Source organism: Achromobacter sp. NPDC058515, assembly GCF_042721735.1.
Taxonomy (GTDB): Bacteria; Pseudomonadota; Gammaproteobacteria; order Burkholderiales; family Burkholderiaceae_B; genus Achromobacter.
In genome coordinates, this window is the sequence record NZ_JBHXNI010000003.1 from 1 (window position 1) to 22,113 (window position 22,113).

The following is a 22,113-nucleotide window of genomic DNA, read 5'->3' on the forward strand; positions in this document are numbered from 1 at the left end:
TCGCTGGGTGGCCTCCCGCCGGTGCAATTCATGCCTCGGTTAACCCTTGCTCCGATCGTCTATCAACCGATGTCTACTTGACAGGGGTGCTTACGCAGTCACCTCCGTGGTAGAGGCTCTCCTATGCCTTGGGCGATTAATAAGAAACATGCCGGGATATGTTTCTATTGCGTTCCAGCCGACTGACTGAAGTTCGCTGAGGGCGTTGCGGACAGCCCGTTGGCGTTTGCGTTGCGTGCTACTCCTAGCAGCAAGGTCTTCGCCATATGCATATGAACAAAGCGTAAGGAGGCTGACTTTGCGCTCAGCTCCTTGGTTAATCCAATGTAGTCTGCTATGTAGAAGGTGGGCGACTGGGCTGTGAATGCGCCGTACTTCCTCCATATTGACGCTTAGAAAACCGCTTCGACCGAGGACGGCTCCCGTCGCTAATGGATTTAATGCAACGACTATTTGTCCGGAATCCAAGTCAATCCTATAAGCGATTAGATGGAACGAGCCTTCGAATGGCGGCCGGCTTACTTTTACAGTGACGTTTGATAATCGCAGTAAGGAACTGCGCAACTGCCGGTAGACAAAGCCGCCGTTCTTTGCCAGACCCGCCGTTTCGGCCAATGTGGCGAGAGTAAAACGGGCGGCAATCACCTTTTCACTTAGGGCGCCGCCCGTGAGCTTTAGTGGGGGCCTGAGAGTTATGGCGTCGCTCAACATCTTGCCAACGTCAAGTAAGCCGACGGTCGTTCGTGCGACGAGGGCCTGCATGACTCTAAGGTCGGTAGAGTCCAGCGGTTCGAACCCTATAAACCTGACAGCGGTATCTCCGACAGTCAGCGTTACGTCAAGCTTGGTCCGTCGGCGTTCGCCGGGTGCCAAGCTCTTGAAGAGCCCGTGGGCGTGCACAATTTGTTGCGCCATCTTGGCGTGCCGGGTGGGGCCTTCCATTAGGCACCACGACCATGCAGAGAGGCCAAAAGTCGGTCGATGTCACTGCGTCGCCATGCTGCTATGCGCGGACCAATTTTGACTTGGGCAGGAAAGCGGCCGGTTTTGATGCCTTCATACCATGTCGCTCGCGAGACAGGGATGATGGCTAGTACTTCAGGGAGGCGCAGAAGAGTATCCGCACGAGTCATTGCTCATTTCCAACTCCCCCATGGGATAGGTCCGGAAATGTGTCCTCGGAAAGTTCGCAAAGTGTCCTAATCTGTTGGCAGGGGTGGAGGCCAACAGCAGCCGGTGACGTCAATTGGCGTCCAGCGGTATAGAAAATCTTGAGCAGCTAGTTGCGCGGTAAACAGTGCTTAGCGCAATGATATTTAGCTATCGATTAATGAAATCAATAGATATCTACTAAATAATCGATTAGGCGCATTGGGGCGCGGTGCACAGTTTCAGGGGGGGGGGGGGCGGGCCGAATATAGTCGCCAAGTTTAGGCGAAGTTCTTAATTCGGCAGCAAACTGTGCACGAGACTGTAAACAGTCCTCAGTCGGAAACCTTTTCCTGGAGTCGATTTTTAGCTCTAGGCGCGAAAATTTCTTTTATATCAATGTACTGAGAGCTTGGTGCCCGGGGCCGGAATCGAACCGGCACGCCTTGCGGCGGGGGATTTTGAGTCCCCTGCGTCTACCAATTTCACCACCCGGGCAAGGGGGTCGCGAACACGTCCAGACGACGGCTGCGGGAGATACGAAGACAGCGATTATATGCGGTCTTTCATAAATTGTCAGGCGAGGCCCGGACCGGCCGCCTGACTGGGCCTGGTCCCGGACCTCGCAAGAAAGCGAGGCCCGGGACTAGGCCGGCAAGAGCCTTACTTCTTTTCAGGCAAGAACCAGTTCATCACCAGCGCGCAGATGCCGCCGGTGGCGACGCCCGATTCCAGCACGCTCTTTACCGCATGCGGCAGGTGCGACAGGATTTCCGGCACCTGCGACACGCCCAGCCCCAAAGCCAGCGACACCGCGATGATCAGCAGCGCGCGGCGGTCCAGGTGGATGCCGGCCAGGATGTTGATGCCGGACGCGGCGACCGCGCCGAACATCACCATGGCGGCGCCGCCCAGGACGGGCTCGGGCACGGCTTGCAGCACGCCGGCCACGCCGGGGAACAGGCCCAGCAGGATCAGCATGCCCGCGATCCACACGCCCACATGGCGGCTGGCGATGCCGGTCAGCTGGATGACGCCGTTGTTCTGCGCGAAGACCGAGCTGGGGAAGGTGTTGAACACGCCGGCCAGGAGCGAGTTCGCGCCGTTGACCAGCACGCCGCCCTTGATGCGCTGCATCCACAGCGGGCCTTCGACGGGCTGCTTGGACACCTTGCTGGTGGCGGTGACGTCGCCGATGGCTTCCAGCGACGTGACCAGGTAGATGATCAGCATCGGAACGAACAGCGCCCACGAAAAGCCCAGGCCGAAGTGCAGCGGCACGGGAATCTGGAACAGGGCGGCTTCGCGCGCGCCGGTGAAGTCCAGGCGGCCCATGTAGGCGGCGGCGATGTAGCCCACGGCCAGGGCCAGGACCAGCGCGGTGCTGCGGATCCACACGACCGGCACGCGGTTCAGCAGGATGATGGTGCCCAGGACCAGGCCGGACAGCGTCAGGTTCTCGGCGCTGGCGAAGGTGCCGTTGGCCATGGCGCCGAAGCCGCCGCCCATGCTGATCAGGCCGACCTTGATCAGCGTCAGGCCGATCAGCAGCACGACGATGCCGGTGACCAGCGGGGTGATCAGGCGCTTGACGAAGGGCAGGATGCGGCTGATGCCCATCTCGACGAACGATCCAGCGATGACGACGCCGAAGATCGCGGCCATGACGGCTTCGACCGGGGTGCCTTGCTTGACCATGACGGAGCCGCCGGCGATCAGCGGTCCGACGAAGTTGAAGCTCGTGCCCTGCACGATGAGCAATCCGGCGCCCAGCGGGCCGAAGCGCTTGCATTGCACGTAGGTGGCGATGCCGGAGATGACCAGCGACATGGACACGATCAGGGTGGTGTCGCGGCTGCTGACGCCCAGGGCCTGGCAGATGAGCAGGCCGGGGGTGACGATGGGAACCAGGATGGCCAGCAGGTGCTGCAGGGCTGCCACGAAGGCAACGGGAGGCGCGGGGCGGTCGTCGGGGCCGTAGACCAGGTCGTGGCTGGGCGCGTCGTCGTCGGGGGCGCTGTGGGGGGCGGGGTGGGCTAGGGAGGCGGGTTGCATGGCGGAGTGCCGGCCGGGGAGGGGGTAGGTGAGAAAAGTGCGGAATTTTACCGGGGCCAGCGGAACGTCAGGTTGCAGCGCCGCCACCCGGCCTTGAAAAGTTCCGTTTGGCCCCCACATCAGTAGGGTTTCCCGGAGACCGCGTGGGCGATATGCCCCGGTTGCCGAATAACCCGTCCCTAATTTATTCTCAAAGCCACGTAGAACTATGAGCCAAACCGCCACGACTTCCGCGTCCGAAACCCTGGGCTTCCAGGCCGAGGTGAAGCAACTGCTGCACCTGATGATCCATTCGCTGTACAGCAACAAGGAAATCTTCCTGCGCGAGCTGGTGTCGAACGCGTCGGACGCCTGCGACAAGCTGCGCTTCGAGGCCATCGACCAGCCCGAGCTGCTGGAAGGCAATGGCGAGCTGGCCATCACGGTCAGCTACGACAAGGCGGCCCGCACGATCACGATCTCGGACAACGGGATCGGCCTGTCGCGCGACGAGGCCGTGGCCAACCTGGGCACGATTGCCCGTTCCGGCACGCGCGAGTTCTTCTCGCAGCTGACGGGCGACAAGCAGAAGGATGCGCAGCTGATCGGCCAGTTCGGCGTGGGCTTCTATTCGTCGTTCATCGTGGCCGACAAGGTGACGGTGGTGAGCCGCCGGGCCGGCGCCACGGACGCGATCCAGTGGGAATCTGACGGCCAGGGCGAGTTCACGATAGCCGCCGCCGAAAAGGCCGGCCGCGGCACCGACGTGACGCTGCATCTGCGCGCCGACGAAGACGAGCTGCTGAACGGCTGGAAGCTGCGCGAGATCCTGCGCCGCTATTCGGACCACATCTCCCTGCCGATCCGCATGGCCAAGGAAGAGTGGGATCAAGAGAAGGGCGAGCAGGTCAAGACCGAAGAGCTGGAAACGGTGAACCAGGCGAATGCGCTGTGGGCCCGCAGCAAGTCGGATGTGACGGAAGAGCAGTACCGCGAGTTCTACAAGACGGTGTCGCACGACTACGACGATCCGCTGGCCTGGACGCATAACCGCGTGGAAGGCCGCAGCGAATACACGCAGCTGCTGTACGTGCCCAAGCACGCGCCGATGGACATGTGGGACCGCGACGGCCGCCACGGCGTGAAGCTGTACGTGAAGCGCGTCTTCATCATGGACGACGCGGACCAGCTGCTGCCGTCGTACCTGCGCTTCGTGCGCGGGGTGATCGATTCGGCCGACCTGCCGCTGAACGTGTCGCGCGAAATCCTGCAGGAAAGCCGCGACGTGCGCGCCATCCGCGAAGGCTCGGCCAAGCGCATCCTGTCTCTGCTGGAAGACCTGGCCGAGAACAAGCAGGAAGACTACGCCACGTTCTGGTCGGAATTCGGCCAGGTGCTGAAGGAAGGCGCGGGCGAGGACACCGCCAACCTGGAACGCATCGCCAAGCTGATGCGCTTTGCTTCGACGCATTCGGGCGATCAGGCGCAGACGGTGTCGTTCGCCGACTACGTGTCGCGCATGAAGGAAGGCCAGGACAAGATCTACTACGTGACGGCGGATTCGTTTGCCGCGGCCAGCAACAGCCCGCATCTGGAGATCTTCCGCAAGAAGGGCATTGAAGTGCTGCTGCTGTCGGACCGCGTGGACGAGTGGATGCTGTCCTACCTGCGTGAATTCGACGGCAAGTCGCTGGTGTCGGTGGCCAAGGGCGGCCTGGACCTGGCCGAGCTGGCCGACGAGGAAGAAAAGAAGCACCAGGCCGAAGTGGCCGAGGACTTCAAGCCGCTGGTCGAGCGCCTGCAGAAGACGCTGGAAGACCAGGTCAAGGAAGTGCGCGTGACCCTGCGCCTGGTGGATTCGCCGGCGTGCGTGGTGGTGGGCCAGAATGAACTCAGCCCGCACCTCTTGCGCATGCTGAAGGCCGCCGGCCAGGAAGCGCCGAATGTGAAGCCGGTGCTGGAAATCAACCCGGAACACCCGCTGCTGGCGCGCATCCGCGCGGCGGAAGACGGCGAGTTCGACCAGTGGGCGCGGCTGTTGCTGGATCAGGCTCTGCTGGCCGAAGGGGCGCAGATCGCGGACCCGGCCGCGTTTGTGAAGCGGCTGAACGCGTTGCTGCTGAAGTAAGCAGCGCGCAGTGGAAAGGGCGCCCGGAAGGGCGCCCTTGCGGGATCAGCACGAATGCCCGCAAGCACGCGTAGCGGTGGGAATGACCACAGCGTCCAGCGCCAGCGCGCCCTGTCCTTCCGGCAGCGCCAGCAGGGGGTTGACCTCCATCGAACTGAAATCGCCGCGCCGCGCGTGAGCGAAGCGGGACAGCGCCGCCAGCGCGTCCGCCAAGGCGCCGATGTCGCAGGGCGGCGCGCCACGCGCGCCTTGCAGCAGCGCATAGCCCTTGATTTCTCGGATCATGGCCAGCGCCTCTGAGCGGCCGAACGGCGCCAGGCGGAAGCTGACGTCTTTCAGGACTTCAACGAAGACGCCGCCCAGGCCGAACATGACGACCGGGCCGAACACCGGGTCGCAATGCACGCCGGCAATGCACTCCACGCCTTTCTGCGCCATGGGCGCGACCAGGACGCCGTCGATGCGGGCGTCGGGCCGATGCCGGCGCACGCTTGCCATGATGTCGGCATAGGCGCGCCGCAGGGCGTCTTCGCCGGAGACGTTGAGCTTTACGCCGCCGGCGTCGCTCTTGTGCACGATGTCCGGCGACACCACTTTCAGCACGGCGGGGGCGTTCAGGCTGGCGGCGGCGAGCACGGCCGCGTCGGCGTCGGCGGCCAACGCGCAGCGCGAGGCGGGCAGCCCGGCCTGGCGCAGCAGGTCCATGGCCTGGACTTCGTTGTAGGCGTCCAGGACCGGCGCGGCGTCCGGGACCCATGCCGATTCGTCGACGTCTTCCCGGCCTGCCGCCGCGTCCGCGTGGGAGGCCGCGCTGCCGGCCACCGCGCCTATCGTCCGGATCGCGGCGCTGGGGTCGGCGAACACCAGGCATCCCAGGCGTTCCAGCTCGCGGCGGCGGGCGGGCGGGAACAGCGCGCTGATCGCCAGGGGCACGCCGGGGTGGCGGGCCTGCAGCTGTCTTGCAAAGGCTTCGAAGGTGGGCCACAGGGCTTCGGATGATCCGGCCGCGGCCAGGAAGACGGCCAGCGCGTCGTAGCGGCCGTCGGCCAGCATGTCTTCGGCGGTGGCCAGCAGCAGTCCGGGTTCCGAGACGGCCTGGCCGGTGACGTCGACGGGATTGCGGGCGCTGGCGAAGGGCACGCGTTCAAGCAGCCGGGCCTGGGCGGGCGCGGAGGGCTCCGGCAGCGCGAGTCCGGCTTCTTCGGCTTCGTCGGCCATCAGGGCGCCGACGCCGCCGGAGATCGTGAAGATGCCCAGGCGCTTGCCTTGCGGCGCTTGCTTCCAGGTGTCCAGCGCATAGCCCAGGTTGAAGAACTCTTCGATGGTGCGCGCGCGCAGGGCGCCGTATTGCCGGAACAGGGCGTCGTAGACGGCGTCGTCGCCGGCCAGCGCTGCGGTGTGCGAGGCGGCGGCCTGGGCGCCGGCCTGGGTGCGGCCGATTTTGGTGACGACCACGGGCTTGCCGGCGTCGCGCGCGGCGTTCAGGGCGCGGCGCAGTTTGCTGCCGTCGCGGCAGCCTTCCATGTAGGCCATGATGACCCGCGTGTCGGCGTCGCGGGCCAGCCATTCGATGCAGTCCGCCACGTCGATGTCGGCCTCGTTGCCGGTGCTGATCCAGTGCGACAGGCCCAGGCCGCGTTCGCGCGCCATGCTGTAGGCATAGGCGCCGAACGCGCCGCTTTGCGACACCATGCCGATGCCGCCGGGCGCGACCGCGCCGTTGGCGGGGGCGGGCGAGAAGGTGGCGTAGACGTTGCGGCGGACGTTCATGAAGCCCAGGCAGTTGGGGCCCAGCAGCCGGATGCCGCGTTCGCGGGCAACGGCGCAAAGGTGTTGCTGCATTTCCGCGCCGGACGCGCCGGTTTCGGAGAAACCCGAGGTGAACACCACGGCGCCGCCCACCTGGCCGGGGCGGGCGCGCTCCAGCGCCTGGGCGGCGTGGGCCGCCGGCACGGCCAGGATGACCAGGTCAGCCTCGGCATCCAGCGCGGCCAGGTCGGGGAAGGCGGGCAGGTCCTGGATGGCGCCGGCGCGCGGATTGATGGGCAGGATGCGCCCGTCGTAGCCGTGCTGGCGCAGCAGGGCGACCGGCATGGCGCCGATCTTGCCCGGGGTGGCCGAGGCGCCCACGATGGCGATGCTGCGCGGGCTGAACAGGCGGGACAGCGAGGAATCGGAAAGCTGGGTCATGGTCTGGACGAAGAAGATTCAGGAAAACCGCACGACGCTGCGGCCGATGCTGCCGCGTTCAAGCATGGCGGCCAGCGCTTGGGGCAGGTCCTGGGGTTCGATCACGCGCGAGGCGAGCGCCAGGCGCGACGGGCGGTAGTCGGTGGCCAGCCGCTGCCACAGCGCGCGGCGCAGCGGCATGGGGCTGTTGGCGTTGATGCCCAGCAGCTTGACGCCGCGCAGGATGAAGGGAATGACCGAGGACGGCAGTTCCGCGCCGCCCGCGTTGCCGAAGGCGGCGGCCACGCCGTCCGGGCGCAGGCTGGCCAACGCGTGGGCCAGCAGCTTGCCGCCGACGGAGTCGACGACGCCGGCCCAGCGGGCGCTCATCAGCGGCTTGATCGGGACCGAAAGATCGGGCGGCGCGATCACATCGCTTGCGCCCAGCGACCGCAGATAGTCTTGCGCCTGCGCCTTGCCGGACATGGCGCACACGGAATAGCCGCGCTGGCTGAGTATGTCGATCGCAATGCCGGCGACGCCGCCCGTGGCGCCGGTGACCAGCACGTCGCCCTGGTCGGGCGCGAGCCCGCAGTGTTCCATCCAGTGCAGCGACAGCGCGGCGGTGTAGCCCGCGGCGCCCAGCGCGGCGGCGTCCTGCAAGCCGATGCCGGCGGGCAGGGGCAGCACCCAGTCCCGCGGCACCCGCGCATACTCGGCGTAGCCGCCGTCGCAATCCACGCCGATGCCAAAGCCGTGCACCACCACTTCCTGCCCGGGCCGCAGCGCGGGGTCGGCGGAGTGGACTACGGTGCCGCTCAGGTCGATGCCGCCGATGCGCGGATAGGCGCGCACGATGCCGCCGCGCCCGGCCTGGGCCAGCGCGTCCTTGTAGTTCAGGCCGGCATACGCGACCTTGATGAGCGTGTCGCCGGGCGACAGCTGGTCGACGGACAAGGTCTCGAAGCGCCCTTGCGGGGGCGCGCCGTCGGGGCCGGCGTGCAGCCGGTAGGCCTGGAAATCGGGTGTGCTCATGGAGGTTTCCTTGTAGCGGTCAGGCGCGGGCCAGCAGGCGGCGCGCCAGGGTGGCGCGGTGCAGCTCGTTGGCGCCGTCGTAGATGCGGAAAGGGCGCATTTCCTGCCAGATCATGGACACCGGGGTGTCGTCGGACAGGCCGGATGCGCCCATCATCTGCACCGCGCGGTCGGCCACGCGGTTCACGGCCTCGGACACGAAGACCTTGGCCATGGCGCTGTGCTGCTTGACCGGCAGGCCGTCGTCCATGCGGCCGGCGCAGTCCAGCGTCATCAGGCGGCTGGCGTGCAGGTCGATGTGCGAGTCCGCCACCATCGCCTGTATCTGCTGCAGGTCCGCCAGGCGCGAGCCGAAGGAGTCGCGCCGCGCGACATAGGCCTGCGCCGTTTCCAGCGCGCGCCGGGCGCGGCCGATGTAGCGCATGCAGTGCGACAGCCGGGCGGGCTCCAGCCGCAGCTGCGCATGCTCCAGGCCGCGGCCGGGCTCGCCCAGCACCGCGTCGTCGCCAACTTCGCAGTCCTCCAGCAGGATCTCGGCGTGGCCGCCGATCTGGTAGCCCGTGACCATGCCGATGTCGCGCACGACGCGGTAGCCGGGCGTATCGGCCGGCACCAGGAACAGCGTGGCGCCGGCGTCGGCGCGCGCCAGCACCAGCGCGAAATTCGCGCCCACGCCGCCGCTGATGAATTGCTTGTGCCCGTTCAGCACCCAGCCCTGGCCGCGGCGCTCGGCCCGGGTGAGCAGCATGGACGGATCCGAGCCTGCGCCCGGCGCCGGTTCGGTCATGGCGAAGCAGGCCCGCTGCTCCGCGCGCACCAGGGGCGCAAGATAGCGTTCCTGCTGCGCAGGGTTGCCCAGGCGCAGCAGCGTCAGCATGTTGGGCTGGTCGGGCGCGGCGCAGTTCAGCGCGGCCGGCCCCAGGAATCCGCGGCCGGCCTCTTCCAGCACCTGGGCCAGGGCGCGCCAGCCCAGGCCCAGGCCGCCCCATTCGGCAGGCAGCTGCGGCGCGTACAGGCCGGCCTGGCGGGCCTGCGCCCGCAGGCGGGCCACGCGTTCGTCCAGCGCGGCGACGTCGCGGGCGATGGCGGGCGATTCGGCGGGGATGGCGACGTCGTCCACGAAACGGCGCACCCGGTCGCACAGTTCCCGTGTATGGTCGCCGTCGTTGCGTTCTTGGTGGGGATGCATGGGCTATTCCTCGATCTTCACGCCGGCCTGCTGCACCACCGCGCGCCACTTGCCGGTTTCGTCGGCGATATGCCGGCCGAAGGCTTCGGGCGTGCCGCCCGTGGGCTGCATGCCCAGCCCGGCGAAATAGCCGCGCACTTCGGGGTCTTGCAGCACGGCGTTGACCTGGCGGTTCAGCAGGGCGATCACGGTCTTGGGCGTGCCCGCCGGCGCCATGACGCCCCACCAGGACGAGGCCGCCAGCGGCACGCCCAGTTCGGCGAGCGTGGGCACGTCGGGCAGGTCCGGGTTGCGCGCCTGCGCGGCGATGGCGACCGGCCTGAGGCGGCCGGCCTTGACCTGCGCATAGACCGGCGGCAGGTTGTCGAAGCTCATCTGGACTTGTCCGCCGACCAGCGCGGTGGCGGCCTCGCTGCTGCCCTTGTAGGGAATGTGCCGCAGCGCGATGCCGGTCTGGTGCGCGAACTGTTCGCCCGCCAGATGCGGGATGCTGCCCGTGCCGGCCGTGGCGTACGTCAGGCCCTGTTGCTGCGCGGCTGCGCGCTTGAGGTCGTCCAGGTTGCGCACGGGGCTGGCGGCCGGCAGCAGCAGGTAGACAGGCACGTCAGTGGCCCACACGACCGGCGCCAGGTCCTTTTGCACATCGTAGGGCAGCTTCGTGTACAGCACGCTGTTGGTCGCCAGATTGGCGGTGCCCATCAGCAAGGTGTAGCCGTCGGGGGCGGCCCCGGCGACATACCCGGTGCCGATTTGCGTGGCCCCGCCGGGCTTGTTTTCCACCACCACGGGCTGGCCCAGCAGCGGCGCCAGCTTGCGGGCGATCATGCGGGCCGCGGTGTCGGTGCCGCCGCCGGCCGCGTAGGGCACGATCAGCCGGACGGGCTTGTCGGGATACGCGGGCGCGGAATGGACCGCCCCGGCGGCCCCGGCGAGGGCTATCGCGCACACGGCGCGCAGCGTTCGGATGTAGCGATGCATGGCGGTCTCCCGGGGGCGGGCTATTGGATGCGGGTGCCGGTGGACTGCACCAGCTTGCCCCACCACGCGGTTTCGTCCGCGATCTGTTTGGCGAATTCGGCCGGCGTGCTGCCCAGCGGCTCGGCGCCCAGCTCCTGGAAGCGCGTGCGCAGCTGCGGGTCCTGCAGCGCCTTGACCACCGCGGCGTGCAGCCGCTCTATCACCGCGGCATCGGTGCCGGCGGGCGCCATCAGGCCCTTCCAGGCCATCACCACGAAGCCCTTCTGGCCGGCCTCGTCGAAGGTGGGGATATCGGGCGCGGCGGTGGCGCGCTGGTCGCTGGGCACGGCCAGGGCGCGCAGGCTGCCCGCCTTCACCTGCGGCAGCAGCGCGGGCATGTTGTCGATCATGAAGTCGATGTGGCCGGCCACCAGGTCGGTGACGGCGGGGCCGGTACCCTTATAGGGCACATGCTCGGCCTGCAGGCCGGCCTGCTGCTTGAGGAGTTCGCCGGCCAGCTGCGCGGGCGAGCCGTTGCCCGGCGAGCCGAACGACAGCTTGCCCGGATGGCTGCGCGCGTACTGCAGGAATTCCTGCAGGGTCTTTACCGGCATCGACTTCGTCACCACCATCAGGTTGTGTTCGCGTTCGAGGCAGGTGATGGGCGCCAGGTCCTTGGCCGGGTTGAACGGCATGTTGGCGTACAGGCTGGGGTTGATGACCGTGGGGCCGGCGGCGGCCAGCAGCAGGGTGTAGCCGTCGGGCGCGGCGCGTGCCACGAAGTCTCCGCCGATGTTGCCGCCGGCGCCGGGCTTGTTTTCCACGATGACCGGCTGGCCAAGAATCGGGTGCAGGGCTTCGGCCAGCAGCCGTCCCAGGATGTCGGTGGATCCGCCGGGGGCGAACGGGACGATCAGCCGGACGGGCTTGTCGGGGTAGGCGGCCGCGGCCTGGGGCGGCAGCGCCGCGCAGGCAAATGTGGCCGCCACGGCCGCGATCCATTTCGGCAGGTGCTTTTGCAGCATGTGAGTCTCCTTTGGTTTGTGGGCCGCCGGCTTCTGGTGGCCGGGGTCCCGGGTCGCGCCCCGCCTAGCGGCCGGGCGTATAGCCTGCCTGCGCCAGCGTGTGGCGGGCGATGGTCAGTTGATGGATCTGGCTGGTGCCTTCGTACAGGCGGAACAGGCGCACGTCGCGGTAGAAGCGCTCGATGCCGTGGTCGGCGACATAGCCGTAGCCGCCGTGCATCTGCACGCAGCGGTCCGCCACGCGGCCGCACATTTCCGAGGCGAAGTACTTGCATATCGACGCGTTGAGCGTGACGTCGCGGCCTTCGTCGCGTTCGCGGGCGGTTTGCAGCACCAGCGCCAGCGCGGCCTGGATCTCGGTCTGGCAGTCGGCGAGCATGGCCTGGATCAGCTGAAAGTCCATCAGCGGCTTGCCGAACTGCTCGCGTTCGGCAACGAAGCGCATGGTGTCGTTCAGCATGCGGATGGCCGGGCCGATGCAGAGCGCCGCCAGGTGGATGCGCTGCTTGTTCAGCACCTTCATGGCCGTCTTGAAGCCCATGCCGGGCTCCCCGCCGATGATGTTGGCGGCGGGCACGCGGCAGTCCTCGAAGCGCACGGCCGACACGGGCGATCCTGCCTGGCCCATCTTGTCGTAGGGCTGGCCCGTGGACAGGCCCGGCGTGCCGCGCTCGACGATGAAGGCCGAGATGCCCCGGGCGCCGGACGCATCGGGATCGGTGCGGGCCATGACGGTGAACAGGCCGGCCAACGGCGCATTGGTGATGAAGCACTTCTCGCCGTTCAGCACATAGTGATCGCCATCGCGCGCGGCGGTCGTGCGCAGGGCGGTCGCGTCGGACCCGGCCTGCGGCTCGGTCAGGGCGAAGCAGCCGGTCAGTTCCCCAGAGGCCAGCCGGGGCAGGTAATGCGCCTTCTGCCGGTCGGTGCCGTCGGCCACCAGCGCTTCGGAGCCGATGCCGGTGTTGGTGCCCACCCGGGCGCGAAACGCCACCGAACACTGCGACAGCTCGATGGCGGCCAGGATCAGTTCTTCGGTGGTCATGCCGGCGCCGCCATAAGCCTCGGGTATCGAATAGCCGAACATGCCCTGGGCCGCCATGGCGCGGACCAGGTCTTCGGGCACCTCGTCCAGCCGGGCCACCTCGGCTTCGCGCGGCGCTAGCTGCTCGCGGACAAAGCGGCGCAGCGAATCGAGGAAGGCGGGGAAACCGTCGGGGTCCCTGATCATGGTGTGTCTCCGTTTTTCTGGCGCCGGACCGTCGGACGCGGCCTGGGGCGGTGGGGAATTCAGGCTAACAAAGGACCGAGGAATCCGAGACAAATGTTTTGCTATCTTGAACGCCAGATTCGCCGCCGCGCCGCTCCCCGGCCTATCATCGGTACTGTCTGGCCGCGCATGCCGCGGCGGCCGCTCCGGATTGCGACAATGACCCCGCCTATCGCCCGCCGCCACGCCGATCCCGCCTTCGCCACCACGCTGGCGCATGGGCTGGCGGTGCTGCAGACCTTCCGGCACGGCGAGCCCGCGCTCAGCAACCGCGAATTGTCCGATCGCACGGGCCTATCCAAGGCCACCATCTCGCGGCTGACCTACACGCTGGTGCAGCGCGGCCTGCTTCGGTATGACGCCAGCCTGCGCCGCTATCGGCTGGGGACGGCGCTGCTGTCCCTGAGCTATCCCTTGCTGGCCAGCATCCGGCTCAGGCAACTGGCGCGTCCGCTGATGGCCCGGCTGGCGGAGGCGGCGGGCGGGTCCGCATCGCTGGGCATGCGTCACGGGGATCACATGGTCTACGTGGAAACCTGCCGCGGGCACGATGCCGTGGCGTTCCGGCCGGATATCGGCGCCATGCTGCCCCTGCTGCAATCGGCCATGGGGCGCGCCTGGCTGGCGCAGGCCGATGCCGCCGAAGCGGACGGCGTGCTGCAAGGGTTGCGCCGGCAGGACCCCGCCGCCTGGCAACGCAACGCCGCCGGATGGGAGCAGGCGCGGCGCGACTACGCGGCCCACGGCTATTGCGTGGCCGAGGGCTATTGGCATGCCGATGTGCACGCCGTGGCGGTGCCGATGCGCCGGCAGGTCGACGGGCAGGTGTTCGTCTTCAATTGCGGCGTGCCGGTGCGGCGGCTGCGCGCGGGCGATCTGCGCCGGCGCATCGCGCCGCGCCTGCTGACCTTGGTGGCGCGCGTGGAGAAACTGCTGGAGCGCCAGGATGCAGCCTGATCGCGACCGCGACTTTGCCACGACCCTGGCGCACGGCATCGATATCCTGGCCTGCTTCCGGGCGGACCGCCCCGAGCTGGCCAACAAAGACTTCGCGCAGCAGACCGGGCTGTCCAAAAGCGCCGTGGCGCGCCTGACCCACACGCTGGTCGAGCTGGGCTTTCTGCAGCGTTTGGGGACGCCGCCGCGCTATCGGCTGGGGGCTTCGGTGCTGGCCTTGAGCTACCCCTTGCTGGCAAGCATGCAGATCCGCCAGGTGGCGCGCCCGCTGATGAAGCAGCTGGCCGACCATGCCTGCGGCGCGGTATCGCTGGTGGTGCGCGACCGCCTGAAAATGGTGTACGTGGAGACGGCCCGGTCCAACGAAGCCCTGCAGACCCGGCCGGACATCGGCGCCTCCCTGCCGCTCCTGTCCAGCGCCGCGGGCAAGGCATGGCTGGCGCGCGTGCCGGATGAGGAACGGGCCGCCGTGCTGAATCAGCTGCGCGTCGCCGATGCGCGGCACTACGCCGAGCATTTTCCGAGCCTGGCAGCGGCGCGCCGCGACCTGGAGCACAAGGGCTATTGCGGCAACAACCAGCAATGGCGTCCGGACGCCTACGGCTTTGCGGCCCCCCTGTGCCGGCCCTATCAGTCGCTGCTTTACGTGTTCAACTGCGGCGTTCCCTCGGGCGACGGCCCCTACCGGGAACGCGCCGCCGACATCGGCCCCCGGCTGGTCGCCCTGGCGCGCCAGACCGAGCAATTGCTGGGCCTGGGCGATTAATGACCCCAAGTCAAAAGTGTTTACCCTCCAGACGGCTTTTTCCGCAAGGATGCAGCCGTCATACTGCAGCCCTGTCTTCCCGATGAGCCGGCCGTTTCGGGCCGGTAGCGCCCCAGGAACGTCCTGCCGGCGCCGTCGAACCCAAGGAACCTGCATGAACCCCCAAGATACTCAACCGGTCAAATCCGGCCTGCCGCTGCTGGCGCTCGCCGTCGGCGCGTTCGGCATCGGCGTGACCGAGTTCTCTCCCATGGGCCTTCTGCCCGTCATCGCCGACGGCGTGGGCGTGTCGATTCCCAGCGCCGGCATGCTGATCAGCGCCTACGCAATCGGCGTGATGGTCGGCGCGCCCCTGATGACCCTGGCGTTTTCGCGCTGGTCGCGCCGCAAGGCGCTGATCCTGTTGATGGCCATCTTCACGATCGGCAATGTGCTGTCCGCGCTGTCGCCCAACTACACGACGCTGCTGCTGGCCCGCCTGGTCACCAGTCTGAACCACGGCGCGTTCTTCGGCCTGGGTTCGCTGGTGGCCGCCAGCGTGGTGCCGCGCCACAAGCAGGCCAGCGCGGTCGCGACGATGTTCATGGGGCTGACCATCGCTAACGTGGGCGGGGTGCCGGCCGCGACGTGGCTGGGGCAGGTGATCGGCTGGCGGATGTCGTTTGCCGCGACGGCCGTGCTGGGCCTGGCCGCGATGCTGTCGCTGTGGTTCGCGCTGCCGGCCGGCGAGGCCGGACGCCGCCCCAATGTGCGCCATGAGCTGGCCGTGCTGAAGAGCCCCGTCGTGCTGCTGGCGCTGTTGACCACGGTGCTGGGCGCGGGCGCGATGTTCACGCTGTACACCTACATTGCGCCGACGCTGGCGGACATTACCGGCGCGTCGCCGGCGTTCATTACCGGCATGCTGGTGCTGATCGGCCTGGGCTTCACCCTGGGCAACGGCCTGGGCGGACGCCTGGCCGACCGTTCGCTGGACGGCACCCTGATCTTCTTCCTGGTGCTGGTCATTGTCGACCTGCTGGCCTTCCCGTGGCTGGCGTCCACCAAGATCGGGGCGGCGATTGCCCTGCTGATCTTCGGTGTGGCGACCTTCGCGGTGGTGCCGCCGCTGCAGATGGGCGTGATGCGCGCCGCGACGGCTGCGCCCGGCCTGGCCTCTTCCGTGAACGTGGGCGCGTTCAACCTGGGCAACGCGGTGGGCGCGGCGGCCGGCGGCGCGGTGATCTCCGCGGGCATGGGCTACGCCGCGGTGCCGATCGCCGGGGCGGTCATCGCCGCGGGCGGCCTGGCCCTGGTGCTGCTGCAGCGCGCCGGCAACGTGCGCCGCCGCAAGCTGGCGATGCAGGGCTGCTGAGTCCAGCCTTCGGGCCGCGCCAGTGCATCGTCATCTGCATGGCGCTGATCCTGTGAACCCCAAGCTGCTGATCGCCGACGAGCCCACCACCGCGCTGGACGTCGCGCCTGGCAGGCATTGGGACTTCAAGCATTTCCGGCCGGCCGCAGCGACAAGCGCCATTCCATTGCTTTGAGGATGGCCGTCAGGCTGCTGAGCGTGAGCGGCGCTACTTCAGCGGCGCAAGCGAACCATGGGCTCCCCGCGAGCGCCGGCTGAGGCGCAGCCCATCGCGCATGTTCAGCCCGAGCAGCCCGATGTTCAAGGCGCCGGCGATAAGCTCGACGACTTGAATGGCGTAGAACCACGCATCGAACCGGCCCGCGTTGGCCATCCATGCGAGCGTGAACGCACAGGGAAGCAGGACGAGGAGGCCGTTGGCCGCCACGGCCTGCATGCGGCGCCTCTTCGTGTCGACAAGGCGCCCTTTGCGTCCGCGGCCGAGCGCAAAGCCGCTGGCGCCGGTTGCGGCCATCGCGGGTATCAATAGCCACATCGCTGTGAGGATCCCGTTCTTGACGGCCACGACGGCAGATTCGCTCAAAAACAGCTCCGAGACGATGGTAGAGGTCCAGAAGGCGGCGATGCAAAGCAGCGCGACGGTGCCCGCTGCGGCGTGCAGTTTCGATTTCATGGCGTTTCCCGGGAAGGACCAGGAGGAGTCAATTGGCGCAGCATCGTGTCCAGCGTTGCCTGGGCTGCCTGGACCTGCGCAAGTGGAATCCGGGCGGCGAGTTCTGCGGCCCGGGCGGCCCAGAGTTTCTCGGCGCGCAAATAGAGTTGCCGTCCGCGCGGCGTTAGCGCATAGAGCGGCGAGCGCCGATGGGCGGGATTGGCATGCGAGCTCACCAGGCCGGATTCAAGCAGCAGGTTGAGCTGCTTCTGCGCGCCTTGGCGCGTCACCCCCATGGCCTCGCCGACTTGCGGGGCGGTGAGCGGCTTGCCGGCGAGCGCAATGGAGCCCAGCATCTGCCAGCGCGCGCTGCTCAGGCCCAGGGGCTCCACCAGCTTGTCGCCCCATTGCAGCAGAGCGCCATGCGTGCGGAAAACCGTGAGCGTCAGGTCGGTGAGCGCCTCTACGTCGGCGGCAAACTTGGGGAGCGAGGAAGGTCTGGTCGGGTTCATGACAACCAGTTTCCAACTATGGAAACTGGTTGTCAATATGGAAGATCGTAAAAAATACGGCGCCGGACTATAAATTCGCAGTATCGGCACTGTGGTCCGACACCAATATCCATCACTCCATTCGCAAAGCCAGGAGCGCGCCATGGAGAAACAAGCACTGCATCGGGGCCGTTTGATCGATCACATCGGGCTGGTCGTTCGGGATCTGGCGGCCAGCAAGGACTTCTACAGCGCCGTATTCGGCGCGTTGAACATCCCCATGGGCGGCGCCGACAAAAGCAACTTTTGGGCGGACGAGCTGTTCGTATCGACGTCCGACAGCGAGGAGGTGCAGGGCGAGCTGACCGGCCGCCATCACCTGGCATTCCAGGCGCAAGACCGCGCCATGGTGGATGCCTTTCACCGGGCTGCATTGGCGCATGGCGCAAGAGACAATGGCGCCCCAGGCGAACGCTCCTACCGCCCCGGCTACTACGCGGCGTTCGTCCTGGATCCGGACGGCAACAACATCGAAGCCGTCTTCCGCGGCGAGGCCCACCGGAGCGCGCCTTCGGTGCGGATCACGCGTGGAGCAGGGGGCGGCGCTGCGTGAGGCGTGCGGGCGAGGCTGCTTTGCAAGGCAGGCGCCGCTGACTGGCCGCTCTGGACAGCATATGTCCAGAGCGGCATTCAGACTGGGTTCTCCCAAGTCTGAACGGAGTCAGCTGTGCCGCACGCAAACCCGCAATCCATCGCCACGCAAACCAAGGCCGCCATCTATCTGGAAGGGTGGGGCATGCCGGCCGAGGAGGTGCTGGCCCTAGCCCGGACCCTGCAGGCGCTGCTGCCGTCCCTGGATTGGCATGCCGGAGACGCGCCTGTTCCGGGAGCGCTGACGCTCTTCCTGGTGGATGCCGGCAACCTGGCCGGCGATACCCGGGGCGCCGTCTGGAATACCTTTGGACCCGTGGAAGCGATGCGCCAGGCGCGCGAGGCCGGCGTGGCCGCGGTGGCGGTGTGCCGTGGCGGCATCGGCAGGCTGCCCCTCAATCGGGTCGGCGTATGGGTCGCCACCGCCGCCGAGGACTGGGCGCAAAAACTGCAGTCGCTGGTTCGCGCCTTGGCGGCGCTGCAATGGGAGCCCCGGCGCGGCTATCAGGATGTTGCGGCCTGGCGCGGCCTGGCCGGGCTGACGCAGGCCAATCTGCTGGCGGTGACGGCATCCAGTGAAAGCGCGGCGGATTTTGCCGGCCTGTTGCGCCAGGCTTGCTCCACCTCCCTGTTGCGGCCGGCAGCCCTGTCGGTTGCCGGCGTGCCGCGCGCGATTGTGGATCGCACCCTGGTCGAGGCCGGCATGCAGGATACGGAACTCGCCGCCGTGGCTCCGATGACGCTCGACGGGGTCTTGCGGGTCGACGCCCTGCTGGGTTTCCCGTGGCCGTTGCCGGATCAGGCGGCTTGAGGAAACTTGCCCGTTGAATAGGCCGACGCGGCCCCCTCCAGCACCGCCTGCAGTTCTTTGCGCAGGTGGGCCGGCTTGACGAGAATGACGTCGGGCGCCAGACCCAGCAGAAATTGCTTGAACGTGAGGGAGGGGCGCACCGTTGCCACCAGTTCGAAGCCGCTTCGGGTTTCCTTGATGGTCTGGTCTTCCGACAGGCGGTAGTGGCGCAGACGGCTGCGAAAGCCGCGCTCGCGGACTCTCAAGGTGACGCGCTGCGGGGCTTCGGGGAAGAAGAGCAGCGTATGCTCGTGGCGCAGAAACCGCTCCAGATCGAAGTCCGCATCGGTGTCGGCCGGTTCATGGGTGGCGGCGGCGCTGACGATACGGTCCAGGCGGTGCAGGTAGCGGACAAAACGCCCGCTGCGCCGCGACCGGCGGCAGGAGACCAGATACAGCACGCTGCCGCGTTCGATCAGCGCCAGCGCCGAGACGTGGTAGCTGACGGGCGCGTCGGTCGACAGCGCCGCATTCTGATAGCGCAGGAGCAGCTTCGTGTTGCGATAGAGCGCGTCCGTCACCGCGCCCATGATGGCCTCGTCCTGCGCCGGGGGAAGCAGCGGAAAGCCGGAGTCGATGACTGCCGCCTTTCCGCGCCAGGCGCGGCCCTGCAGATAGCGCGGGTAGGTGGGGTGGCTGTTCAAGAGCTCGCGGCTGCGGTCGCAATGTTCGCGCAGCGTCTTCAACGCCTCCGCGGGCAGCTGATTGGCCGCGAATTGCTCCAGCTGAAGCAGGGCGACGGCCAATTCGACGCTGTTGACCTTCGCCCGGGACGGCGCACGGTCGGGAAGGCTGCGCCAGCAGCGTCCGCTGCCCTGCCCGCGGCCGTCGATGAAGCCGCCCTGAAGCAGGTATTGCAAGGCCCGCTGCATGGTCTTGGCATCGGCGGCGGAATACCCGTACTTGGGCCGCAGCCGTTCATACAGCGCGCGCGAGGGCATCCAATCGCCATCGCGCTGCAACTGTTCGATGACGTCCCAGTGCAGCGGATTGAGTTCCGTGCCGCTCATGGGCCGCTCAGCCGCCTATCGGACCCGCGGCCTTGAACAGCGCCACGGCCGCCAAGGCCAGCGCGGCGAAGGGAATGGCCTGGCGCAGCAGCATTTCCTTTGCGCCGCCAAGGCGGCTCTGGGCGGCCAGGCTATCGATTTGCCCGGCTTGCGTCGCGACCAGCGCTTCCAGCCTGGCAATATCCTGCCGCGATCCCTCGATGTGCTTTGCTTGCGCGTCCAGGGCCCCGGCCTGCTCGGCGTTCTGTTGGTGCAGGGCCAGCATCGTCGTGTCGATCTGGCTCAGGCGGTGGCGGAAGGTATCGATGTCGGCGCCGATGCCGGTCGCCTGGTTGACCAGGTGTTCGAGCCTCCGGTTATTCCACAGCACCAGCTCCTCTTGCTGGATCCGGGCCGCGACGTGGTCGCGCAACTGCTCCAGAACGACCAGCGTCCCCTCCCGCTGGTTGCTGTCCAGCGTTTGGGTATCGTTGACGATGTTGCTGATCTTGTTGACCAGCTCATGATGAAAGTCCTTGAGCAGGCTGTTCTTGCGATGGTTGAGCTGCATGATGACCTGCAGCACGACCTGCGTGGTGGTGAGACTGGCGGCAAGGTCGCCGGCCATCTGCGCAAACTCTTTGTCGTTGTCGCCGTTCAGCGAACCCCACAGCATGCCGAGCGTGCTTTTCTTTTCGACCGACGACGCCATCGAACCGACCGACTTGCTCTTGGCCATGGCGCTGGTCAGGTTCTGGAAATGTTCTTCGAAATCGCGCTGGAAAGCCTGGAAGTCGTCGTCCCGGGTCATGGACGTGCCGGCAAGCGCCGGCACATTGGCCTGGTTGCCGGATTCGGAGGGGAAGGGGGCTTGGCTGCTCATTTGCTGCTCGCTAACAGGTTGCGGATATCGAGGGGTTTTATGGCCGAGTGTTGGGACAACTCGCGGGTGTGCGCCTTGGTTTCAATCTCCAGGGCCAGCGACGACTCCACGTATCGGCCAAGGACATTGACGGTCTCGAACTGCTGCTCGTTCAGCGTGATGAGCTGCAGGCAGGCCTCGCGTTGCGCCAGCAGCGCGTCGTGATGGCCGGTGCGCGAATTGACCAGGAATTCGACGATGCTGGGAACGAACTGCTGCAGGTAGTGGCTGGAAAGGCCAAATCCGATGGCCGAGATCGCCGCGGCCAGGTAGGGGGCCACGGGGCCGAGCAGCGGGACCAGCTGGGATTCGATGATTGGGTCCAGGCCATCCCAGATGACGAGGGTGCCGCTGACGATGATCGTCTCGGTAATCTTCGTGATGAGCTCGGCCTTGCTCATGCTGCCCGCGCCCTTGAACAGCGCCCAGGCCGCGGCGCCCAGGTCGAATATGTTCCGCGCCAGTTGATAGATCTGCCGGACTGTCTTGGACAGCGCATTGACGATGAATTCGAAAATGCCTTTCAGGAGCTGCAGGGGCGCTTCGATAATGCGCTTCACAACGCTCCAGACTTTCTCGCAGAAGCGCTGGATGCGGGCAAGGATGGTCGACTCGCCTCCGCCGAAGATATCCACGAGTTCGTCTTTCAGTGCTTTCAGCGCTGCAGCGGTCAATTGCTCAAGCACGACCCAGCCGCTGTTCTTGGCGGCTTCCGTGGCGGCGCCCCGCAAAAGGGAGCCCGCGGTGCCGGAGGCGTCCTTCATTTTCTTCGCCTCGATGTTCGCGCGCTTGCCCTGTTGGTTGAGCAGCTCCTCGCGCTTGTTGGCGGGCGGCTGTTCCGTGCGGATCAGGTGGGCCTCCAGCGCGGCGGCGGTTTCCTCGGAGTCCATCACCACATACTTGACGGTGCAGCCCTCCTTGAACTCGTCCGCCAGCTTGTACGGCTCCTGGGCCCGTTCGCCTTGCTTGAATTCGTTCAAGTGGCCGGCGTGCCAGCGGCTCTGCATCTTGGTGCTGTCGCCGACATACATGACTTCATTGTCTTTGTTGTAGACCACATAGACGCCGGGTTGATTCGGCACGGTGTCCAGACCCGTCGCCACGCCGTCCTTGACGCTGAATTCGCCATCGAACTTCATGGTTGTCAGCGCCGAAATTCCGTGCGTGAGGCTTTTCTCGATCAATTCGCGCCAGGCGACTCCCCGATTGGCTACGTCCATGACGCTTTGGGCCGAGGTGGCGTTCAGCGCATCCCTGGCCACACTGCCCGGCTGGGTGGTTTTTGCGTTCGGGCGCGAGTGGTTCTTGTTGCGAAAGCCGCCGATCAGTTTCCGGTTGGTGTTGTCGATCGCGCGATCAACAATCAAATTGGCCAGCGGCGATAGTTGCTTCAATTCGGGCTGCATTTTGTTTTTTCTCAGGGCTTGGGCGTCGAAAGCCAGGAATGATATTACAAAAGCAATAACTAGTAACACCCGGCGGGTGCCAAGCCCGGCTTATCCATGAAAGGGCGTCCAACAAGGAC

General features: G+C 66.8%; 21 protein-coding genes and 1 tRNA gene. 7 read left to right on the forward strand and 15 right to left on the reverse strand.

Features of this window, described 5'->3' with window-relative positions; all coding sequences use genetic code 11:
• Positions 1-90: 90 nt before the first annotated feature.
• From repC to ACFWP0_RS06110, 4 genes are all read right to left on the reverse strand, one after another.
• Positions 91-942 (reverse strand): replication protein C, IncQ-type, encoded by an 852-nt coding sequence (gene repC / locus ACFWP0_RS06095; RefSeq protein WP_377840483.1) that lies wholly within the window; start codon positions 940-942, stop codon positions 91-93.
• Positions 942-1,133 (reverse strand): helix-turn-helix transcriptional regulator, encoded by a 192-nt coding sequence (locus ACFWP0_RS06100; RefSeq protein WP_377840484.1) that lies wholly within the window; start codon positions 1,131-1,133, stop codon positions 942-944. Before ACFWP0_RS06100 ends, repC begins: the two co-directional genes overlap by 1 nt.
• A 429-nt stretch (positions 1,134-1,562) precedes the next feature.
• Positions 1,563-1,647 (reverse strand) — tRNA-Leu (locus ACFWP0_RS06105).
• A 165-nt stretch (positions 1,648-1,812) separates the two neighbouring features.
• Positions 1,813-3,204 carry a uracil-xanthine permease family protein gene (locus ACFWP0_RS06110; RefSeq protein WP_377840486.1) on the reverse strand — a complete coding sequence of 464 codons (1,392 nt, stop codon included), beginning with the start codon at positions 3,202-3,204 and terminating at the stop codon, positions 1,813-1,815.
• 208 nt (positions 3,205-3,412) lie between these two features.
• Here ACFWP0_RS06110 and htpG point away from each other — a divergent pair, with 208 nt between their 5' ends.
• Entirely contained in the window at positions 3,413-5,311 is a 1,899-nt protein-coding gene (gene htpG / locus ACFWP0_RS06115; protein ID WP_377840487.1) for a molecular chaperone HtpG, read from the forward strand.
• A 45-nt stretch (positions 5,312-5,356) separates the two neighbouring features.
• Here htpG and ACFWP0_RS06120 read toward each other — a convergent pair whose 3' ends face one another.
• From ACFWP0_RS06120 to ACFWP0_RS06145, 6 genes are all read right to left on the reverse strand, one after another.
• Positions 5,357-7,501, reverse strand: coding sequence for an acetate--CoA ligase family protein (locus ACFWP0_RS06120; protein ID WP_377840488.1), 2,145 nt, complete (start codon positions 7,499-7,501; stop codon positions 5,357-5,359).
• Positions 7,502-7,519: 18 nt separating this feature from the next.
• Positions 7,520-8,515, reverse strand: a complete 996-nt coding sequence (locus tag ACFWP0_RS06125) for an acryloyl-CoA reductase (protein WP_377840490.1) — start codon at positions 8,513-8,515, stop codon at positions 7,520-7,522.
• 19 nt (positions 8,516-8,534) lie between these two features.
• A complete protein-coding gene (locus tag ACFWP0_RS06130; RefSeq protein WP_377840492.1) occupies positions 8,535-9,704 on the reverse strand; it encodes an acyl-CoA dehydrogenase family protein in 1,170 nt (389 codons plus the stop codon).
• 3 nt (positions 9,705-9,707) lie between these two features.
• Positions 9,708-10,682: a Bug family tripartite tricarboxylate transporter substrate binding protein gene (locus ACFWP0_RS06135; RefSeq protein WP_377840493.1), complete on the reverse strand. Its 975-nt coding sequence runs from the start codon at positions 10,680-10,682 to the stop codon at positions 9,708-9,710.
• A 20-nt stretch (positions 10,683-10,702) separates the two neighbouring features.
• Positions 10,703-11,686: a Bug family tripartite tricarboxylate transporter substrate binding protein gene (locus ACFWP0_RS06140; protein ID WP_377840495.1), complete on the reverse strand. Its 984-nt coding sequence runs from the start codon at positions 11,684-11,686 to the stop codon at positions 10,703-10,705.
• A gap of 64 nt (positions 11,687-11,750) precedes the next feature.
• Positions 11,751-12,917 carry an acyl-CoA dehydrogenase family protein gene (locus ACFWP0_RS06145; RefSeq protein ID WP_377840497.1) on the reverse strand — a complete coding sequence of 389 codons (1,167 nt, stop codon included), beginning with the start codon at positions 12,915-12,917 and terminating at the stop codon, positions 11,751-11,753.
• Positions 12,918-13,115: 198 nt separating this feature from the next.
• Between ACFWP0_RS06145 and ACFWP0_RS06150 the strand changes: the two genes are divergently transcribed.
• The 4 genes from ACFWP0_RS06150 (at position 13,116) to ACFWP0_RS06165 (ending at position 16,208) form a co-directional block, all read left to right on the forward strand.
• Positions 13,116-13,913, forward strand: a complete 798-nt coding sequence (locus tag ACFWP0_RS06150; RefSeq protein WP_377840498.1) for an IclR family transcriptional regulator — start codon at positions 13,116-13,118, stop codon at positions 13,911-13,913.
• Positions 13,903-14,679 carry an IclR family transcriptional regulator gene (locus tag ACFWP0_RS06155; protein ID WP_377840500.1) on the forward strand — a complete coding sequence of 259 codons (777 nt, stop codon included), beginning with the start codon at positions 13,903-13,905 and terminating at the stop codon, positions 14,677-14,679. The genes ACFWP0_RS06150 and ACFWP0_RS06155 overlap by 11 nt, the downstream gene beginning before the upstream one ends.
• Positions 14,680-14,833: 154 nt before the next feature.
• Complete coding sequence (locus ACFWP0_RS06160) at positions 14,834-16,033, forward strand: MFS transporter (RefSeq protein WP_377840502.1); 1,200 nt, start codon at positions 14,834-14,836, stop codon at positions 16,031-16,033.
• A 52-nt stretch (positions 16,034-16,085) separates the two neighbouring features.
• Complete coding sequence (locus ACFWP0_RS06165) at positions 16,086-16,208, forward strand: hypothetical protein (RefSeq protein WP_377840503.1); 123 nt, start codon at positions 16,086-16,088, stop codon at positions 16,206-16,208.
• A 33-nt stretch (positions 16,209-16,241) separates the two neighbouring features.
• On the opposite strand, the gene ACFWP0_RS06170 is transcribed toward ACFWP0_RS06165, so the two are convergent.
• Both ACFWP0_RS06170 and ACFWP0_RS06175 read right to left on the reverse strand, forming a co-directional pair.
• Entirely contained in the window at positions 16,242-16,706 is a 465-nt protein-coding gene (locus ACFWP0_RS06170) for a hypothetical protein (protein WP_377840505.1), read from the reverse strand.
• Entirely contained in the window at positions 16,703-17,197 is a 495-nt protein-coding gene (locus ACFWP0_RS06175) for a MarR family winged helix-turn-helix transcriptional regulator (protein ID WP_377840507.1), read from the reverse strand. The genes ACFWP0_RS06170 and ACFWP0_RS06175 overlap by 4 nt, the downstream gene beginning before the upstream one ends.
• A 142-nt stretch (positions 17,198-17,339) precedes the next feature.
• Here ACFWP0_RS06175 and ACFWP0_RS06180 point away from each other — a divergent pair, with 142 nt between their 5' ends.
• Positions 17,340-17,789 carry a VOC family protein gene (locus ACFWP0_RS06180; RefSeq protein ID WP_377840508.1) on the forward strand — a complete coding sequence of 150 codons (450 nt, stop codon included), beginning with the start codon at positions 17,340-17,342 and terminating at the stop codon, positions 17,787-17,789.
• A 114-nt stretch (positions 17,790-17,903) separates the two neighbouring features.
• Positions 17,904-18,638, forward strand: a complete 735-nt coding sequence (locus ACFWP0_RS06185) for a hypothetical protein (RefSeq protein ID WP_377840509.1) — start codon at positions 17,904-17,906, stop codon at positions 18,636-18,638.
• Here the strand turns inward: ACFWP0_RS06185 and ACFWP0_RS06190 are convergent.
• Genes ACFWP0_RS06190 through ACFWP0_RS06200 form a run of 3 tightly spaced genes read right to left on the reverse strand, consistent with a single transcriptional unit; the run spans position 18,626 to position 21,994 of the window.
• Positions 18,626-19,687, reverse strand: coding sequence for a helix-turn-helix transcriptional regulator (locus ACFWP0_RS06190; protein WP_377840510.1), 1,062 nt, complete (start codon positions 19,685-19,687; stop codon positions 18,626-18,628). The two genes, ACFWP0_RS06185 and ACFWP0_RS06190, sit on opposite strands and share 13 nt — an antisense overlap.
• Before the next feature lie 7 nt (positions 19,688-19,694).
• Positions 19,695-20,549 carry a hypothetical protein gene (locus ACFWP0_RS06195; RefSeq protein ID WP_377840512.1) on the reverse strand — a complete coding sequence of 285 codons (855 nt, stop codon included), beginning with the start codon at positions 20,547-20,549 and terminating at the stop codon, positions 19,695-19,697.
• Complete coding sequence (locus ACFWP0_RS06200) at positions 20,546-21,994, reverse strand: GIY-YIG nuclease family protein (RefSeq protein ID WP_377840513.1); 1,449 nt, start codon at positions 21,992-21,994, stop codon at positions 20,546-20,548. Before ACFWP0_RS06200 ends, ACFWP0_RS06195 begins: the two co-directional genes overlap by 4 nt.
• Positions 21,995-22,113 lie beyond the last annotated feature (119 nt).

What these genes read in the sequence shown, in the direction of transcription:
- repC (WP_377840483.1), bottom strand. Translation starts at nt 942, where the DNA reads ATGGAAGGCCCCACCCGGCACGCCAAGATGGCGCAACAAATTGTGCAC.
- ACFWP0_RS06100 (WP_377840484.1), bottom strand. Translation starts at nt 1,133, where the DNA reads ATGACTCGTGCGGATACTCTTCTGCGCCTCCCTGAAGTACTAGCCATC.
- ACFWP0_RS06110 (WP_377840486.1), bottom strand. Translation starts at nt 3,204, where the DNA reads ATGCAACCCGCCTCCCTAGCCCACCCCGCCCCCCACAGCGCCCCCGAC.
- htpG (WP_377840487.1), top strand. Translation starts at nt 3,413, where the DNA reads ATGAGCCAAACCGCCACGACTTCCGCGTCCGAAACCCTGGGCTTCCAG.
- ACFWP0_RS06120 (WP_377840488.1), bottom strand. Translation starts at nt 7,501, where the DNA reads ATGACCCAGCTTTCCGATTCCTCGCTGTCCCGCCTGTTCAGCCCGCGC.
- ACFWP0_RS06125 (WP_377840490.1), bottom strand. Translation starts at nt 8,515, where the DNA reads ATGAGCACACCCGATTTCCAGGCCTACCGGCTGCACGCCGGCCCCGAC.
- ACFWP0_RS06130 (WP_377840492.1), bottom strand. Translation starts at nt 9,704, where the DNA reads ATGCATCCCCACCAAGAACGCAACGACGGCGACCATACACGGGAACTG.
- ACFWP0_RS06135 (WP_377840493.1), bottom strand. Translation starts at nt 10,682, where the DNA reads ATGCATCGCTACATCCGAACGCTGCGCGCCGTGTGCGCGATAGCCCTC.
- ACFWP0_RS06140 (WP_377840495.1), bottom strand. Translation starts at nt 11,686, where the DNA reads ATGCTGCAAAAGCACCTGCCGAAATGGATCGCGGCCGTGGCGGCCACA.
- ACFWP0_RS06145 (WP_377840497.1), bottom strand. Translation starts at nt 12,917, where the DNA reads ATGATCAGGGACCCCGACGGTTTCCCCGCCTTCCTCGATTCGCTGCGC.
- ACFWP0_RS06150 (WP_377840498.1), top strand. Translation starts at nt 13,116, where the DNA reads ATGACCCCGCCTATCGCCCGCCGCCACGCCGATCCCGCCTTCGCCACC.
- ACFWP0_RS06155 (WP_377840500.1), top strand. Translation starts at nt 13,903, where the DNA reads ATGCAGCCTGATCGCGACCGCGACTTTGCCACGACCCTGGCGCACGGC.
- ACFWP0_RS06160 (WP_377840502.1), top strand. Translation starts at nt 14,834, where the DNA reads ATGAACCCCCAAGATACTCAACCGGTCAAATCCGGCCTGCCGCTGCTG.
- ACFWP0_RS06170 (WP_377840505.1), bottom strand. Translation starts at nt 16,706, where the DNA reads ATGAAATCGAAACTGCACGCCGCAGCGGGCACCGTCGCGCTGCTTTGC.
- ACFWP0_RS06175 (WP_377840507.1), bottom strand. Translation starts at nt 17,197, where the DNA reads ATGAACCCGACCAGACCTTCCTCGCTCCCCAAGTTTGCCGCCGACGTA.
- ACFWP0_RS06180 (WP_377840508.1), top strand. Translation starts at nt 17,340, where the DNA reads ATGGAGAAACAAGCACTGCATCGGGGCCGTTTGATCGATCACATCGGG.
- ACFWP0_RS06190 (WP_377840510.1), bottom strand. Translation starts at nt 19,687, where the DNA reads ATGAGCGGCACGGAACTCAATCCGCTGCACTGGGACGTCATCGAACAG.
- ACFWP0_RS06195 (WP_377840512.1), bottom strand. Translation starts at nt 20,549, where the DNA reads ATGAGCAGCCAAGCCCCCTTCCCCTCCGAATCCGGCAACCAGGCCAAT.
- ACFWP0_RS06200 (WP_377840513.1), bottom strand. Translation starts at nt 21,994, where the DNA reads ATGCAGCCCGAATTGAAGCAACTATCGCCGCTGGCCAATTTGATTGTT.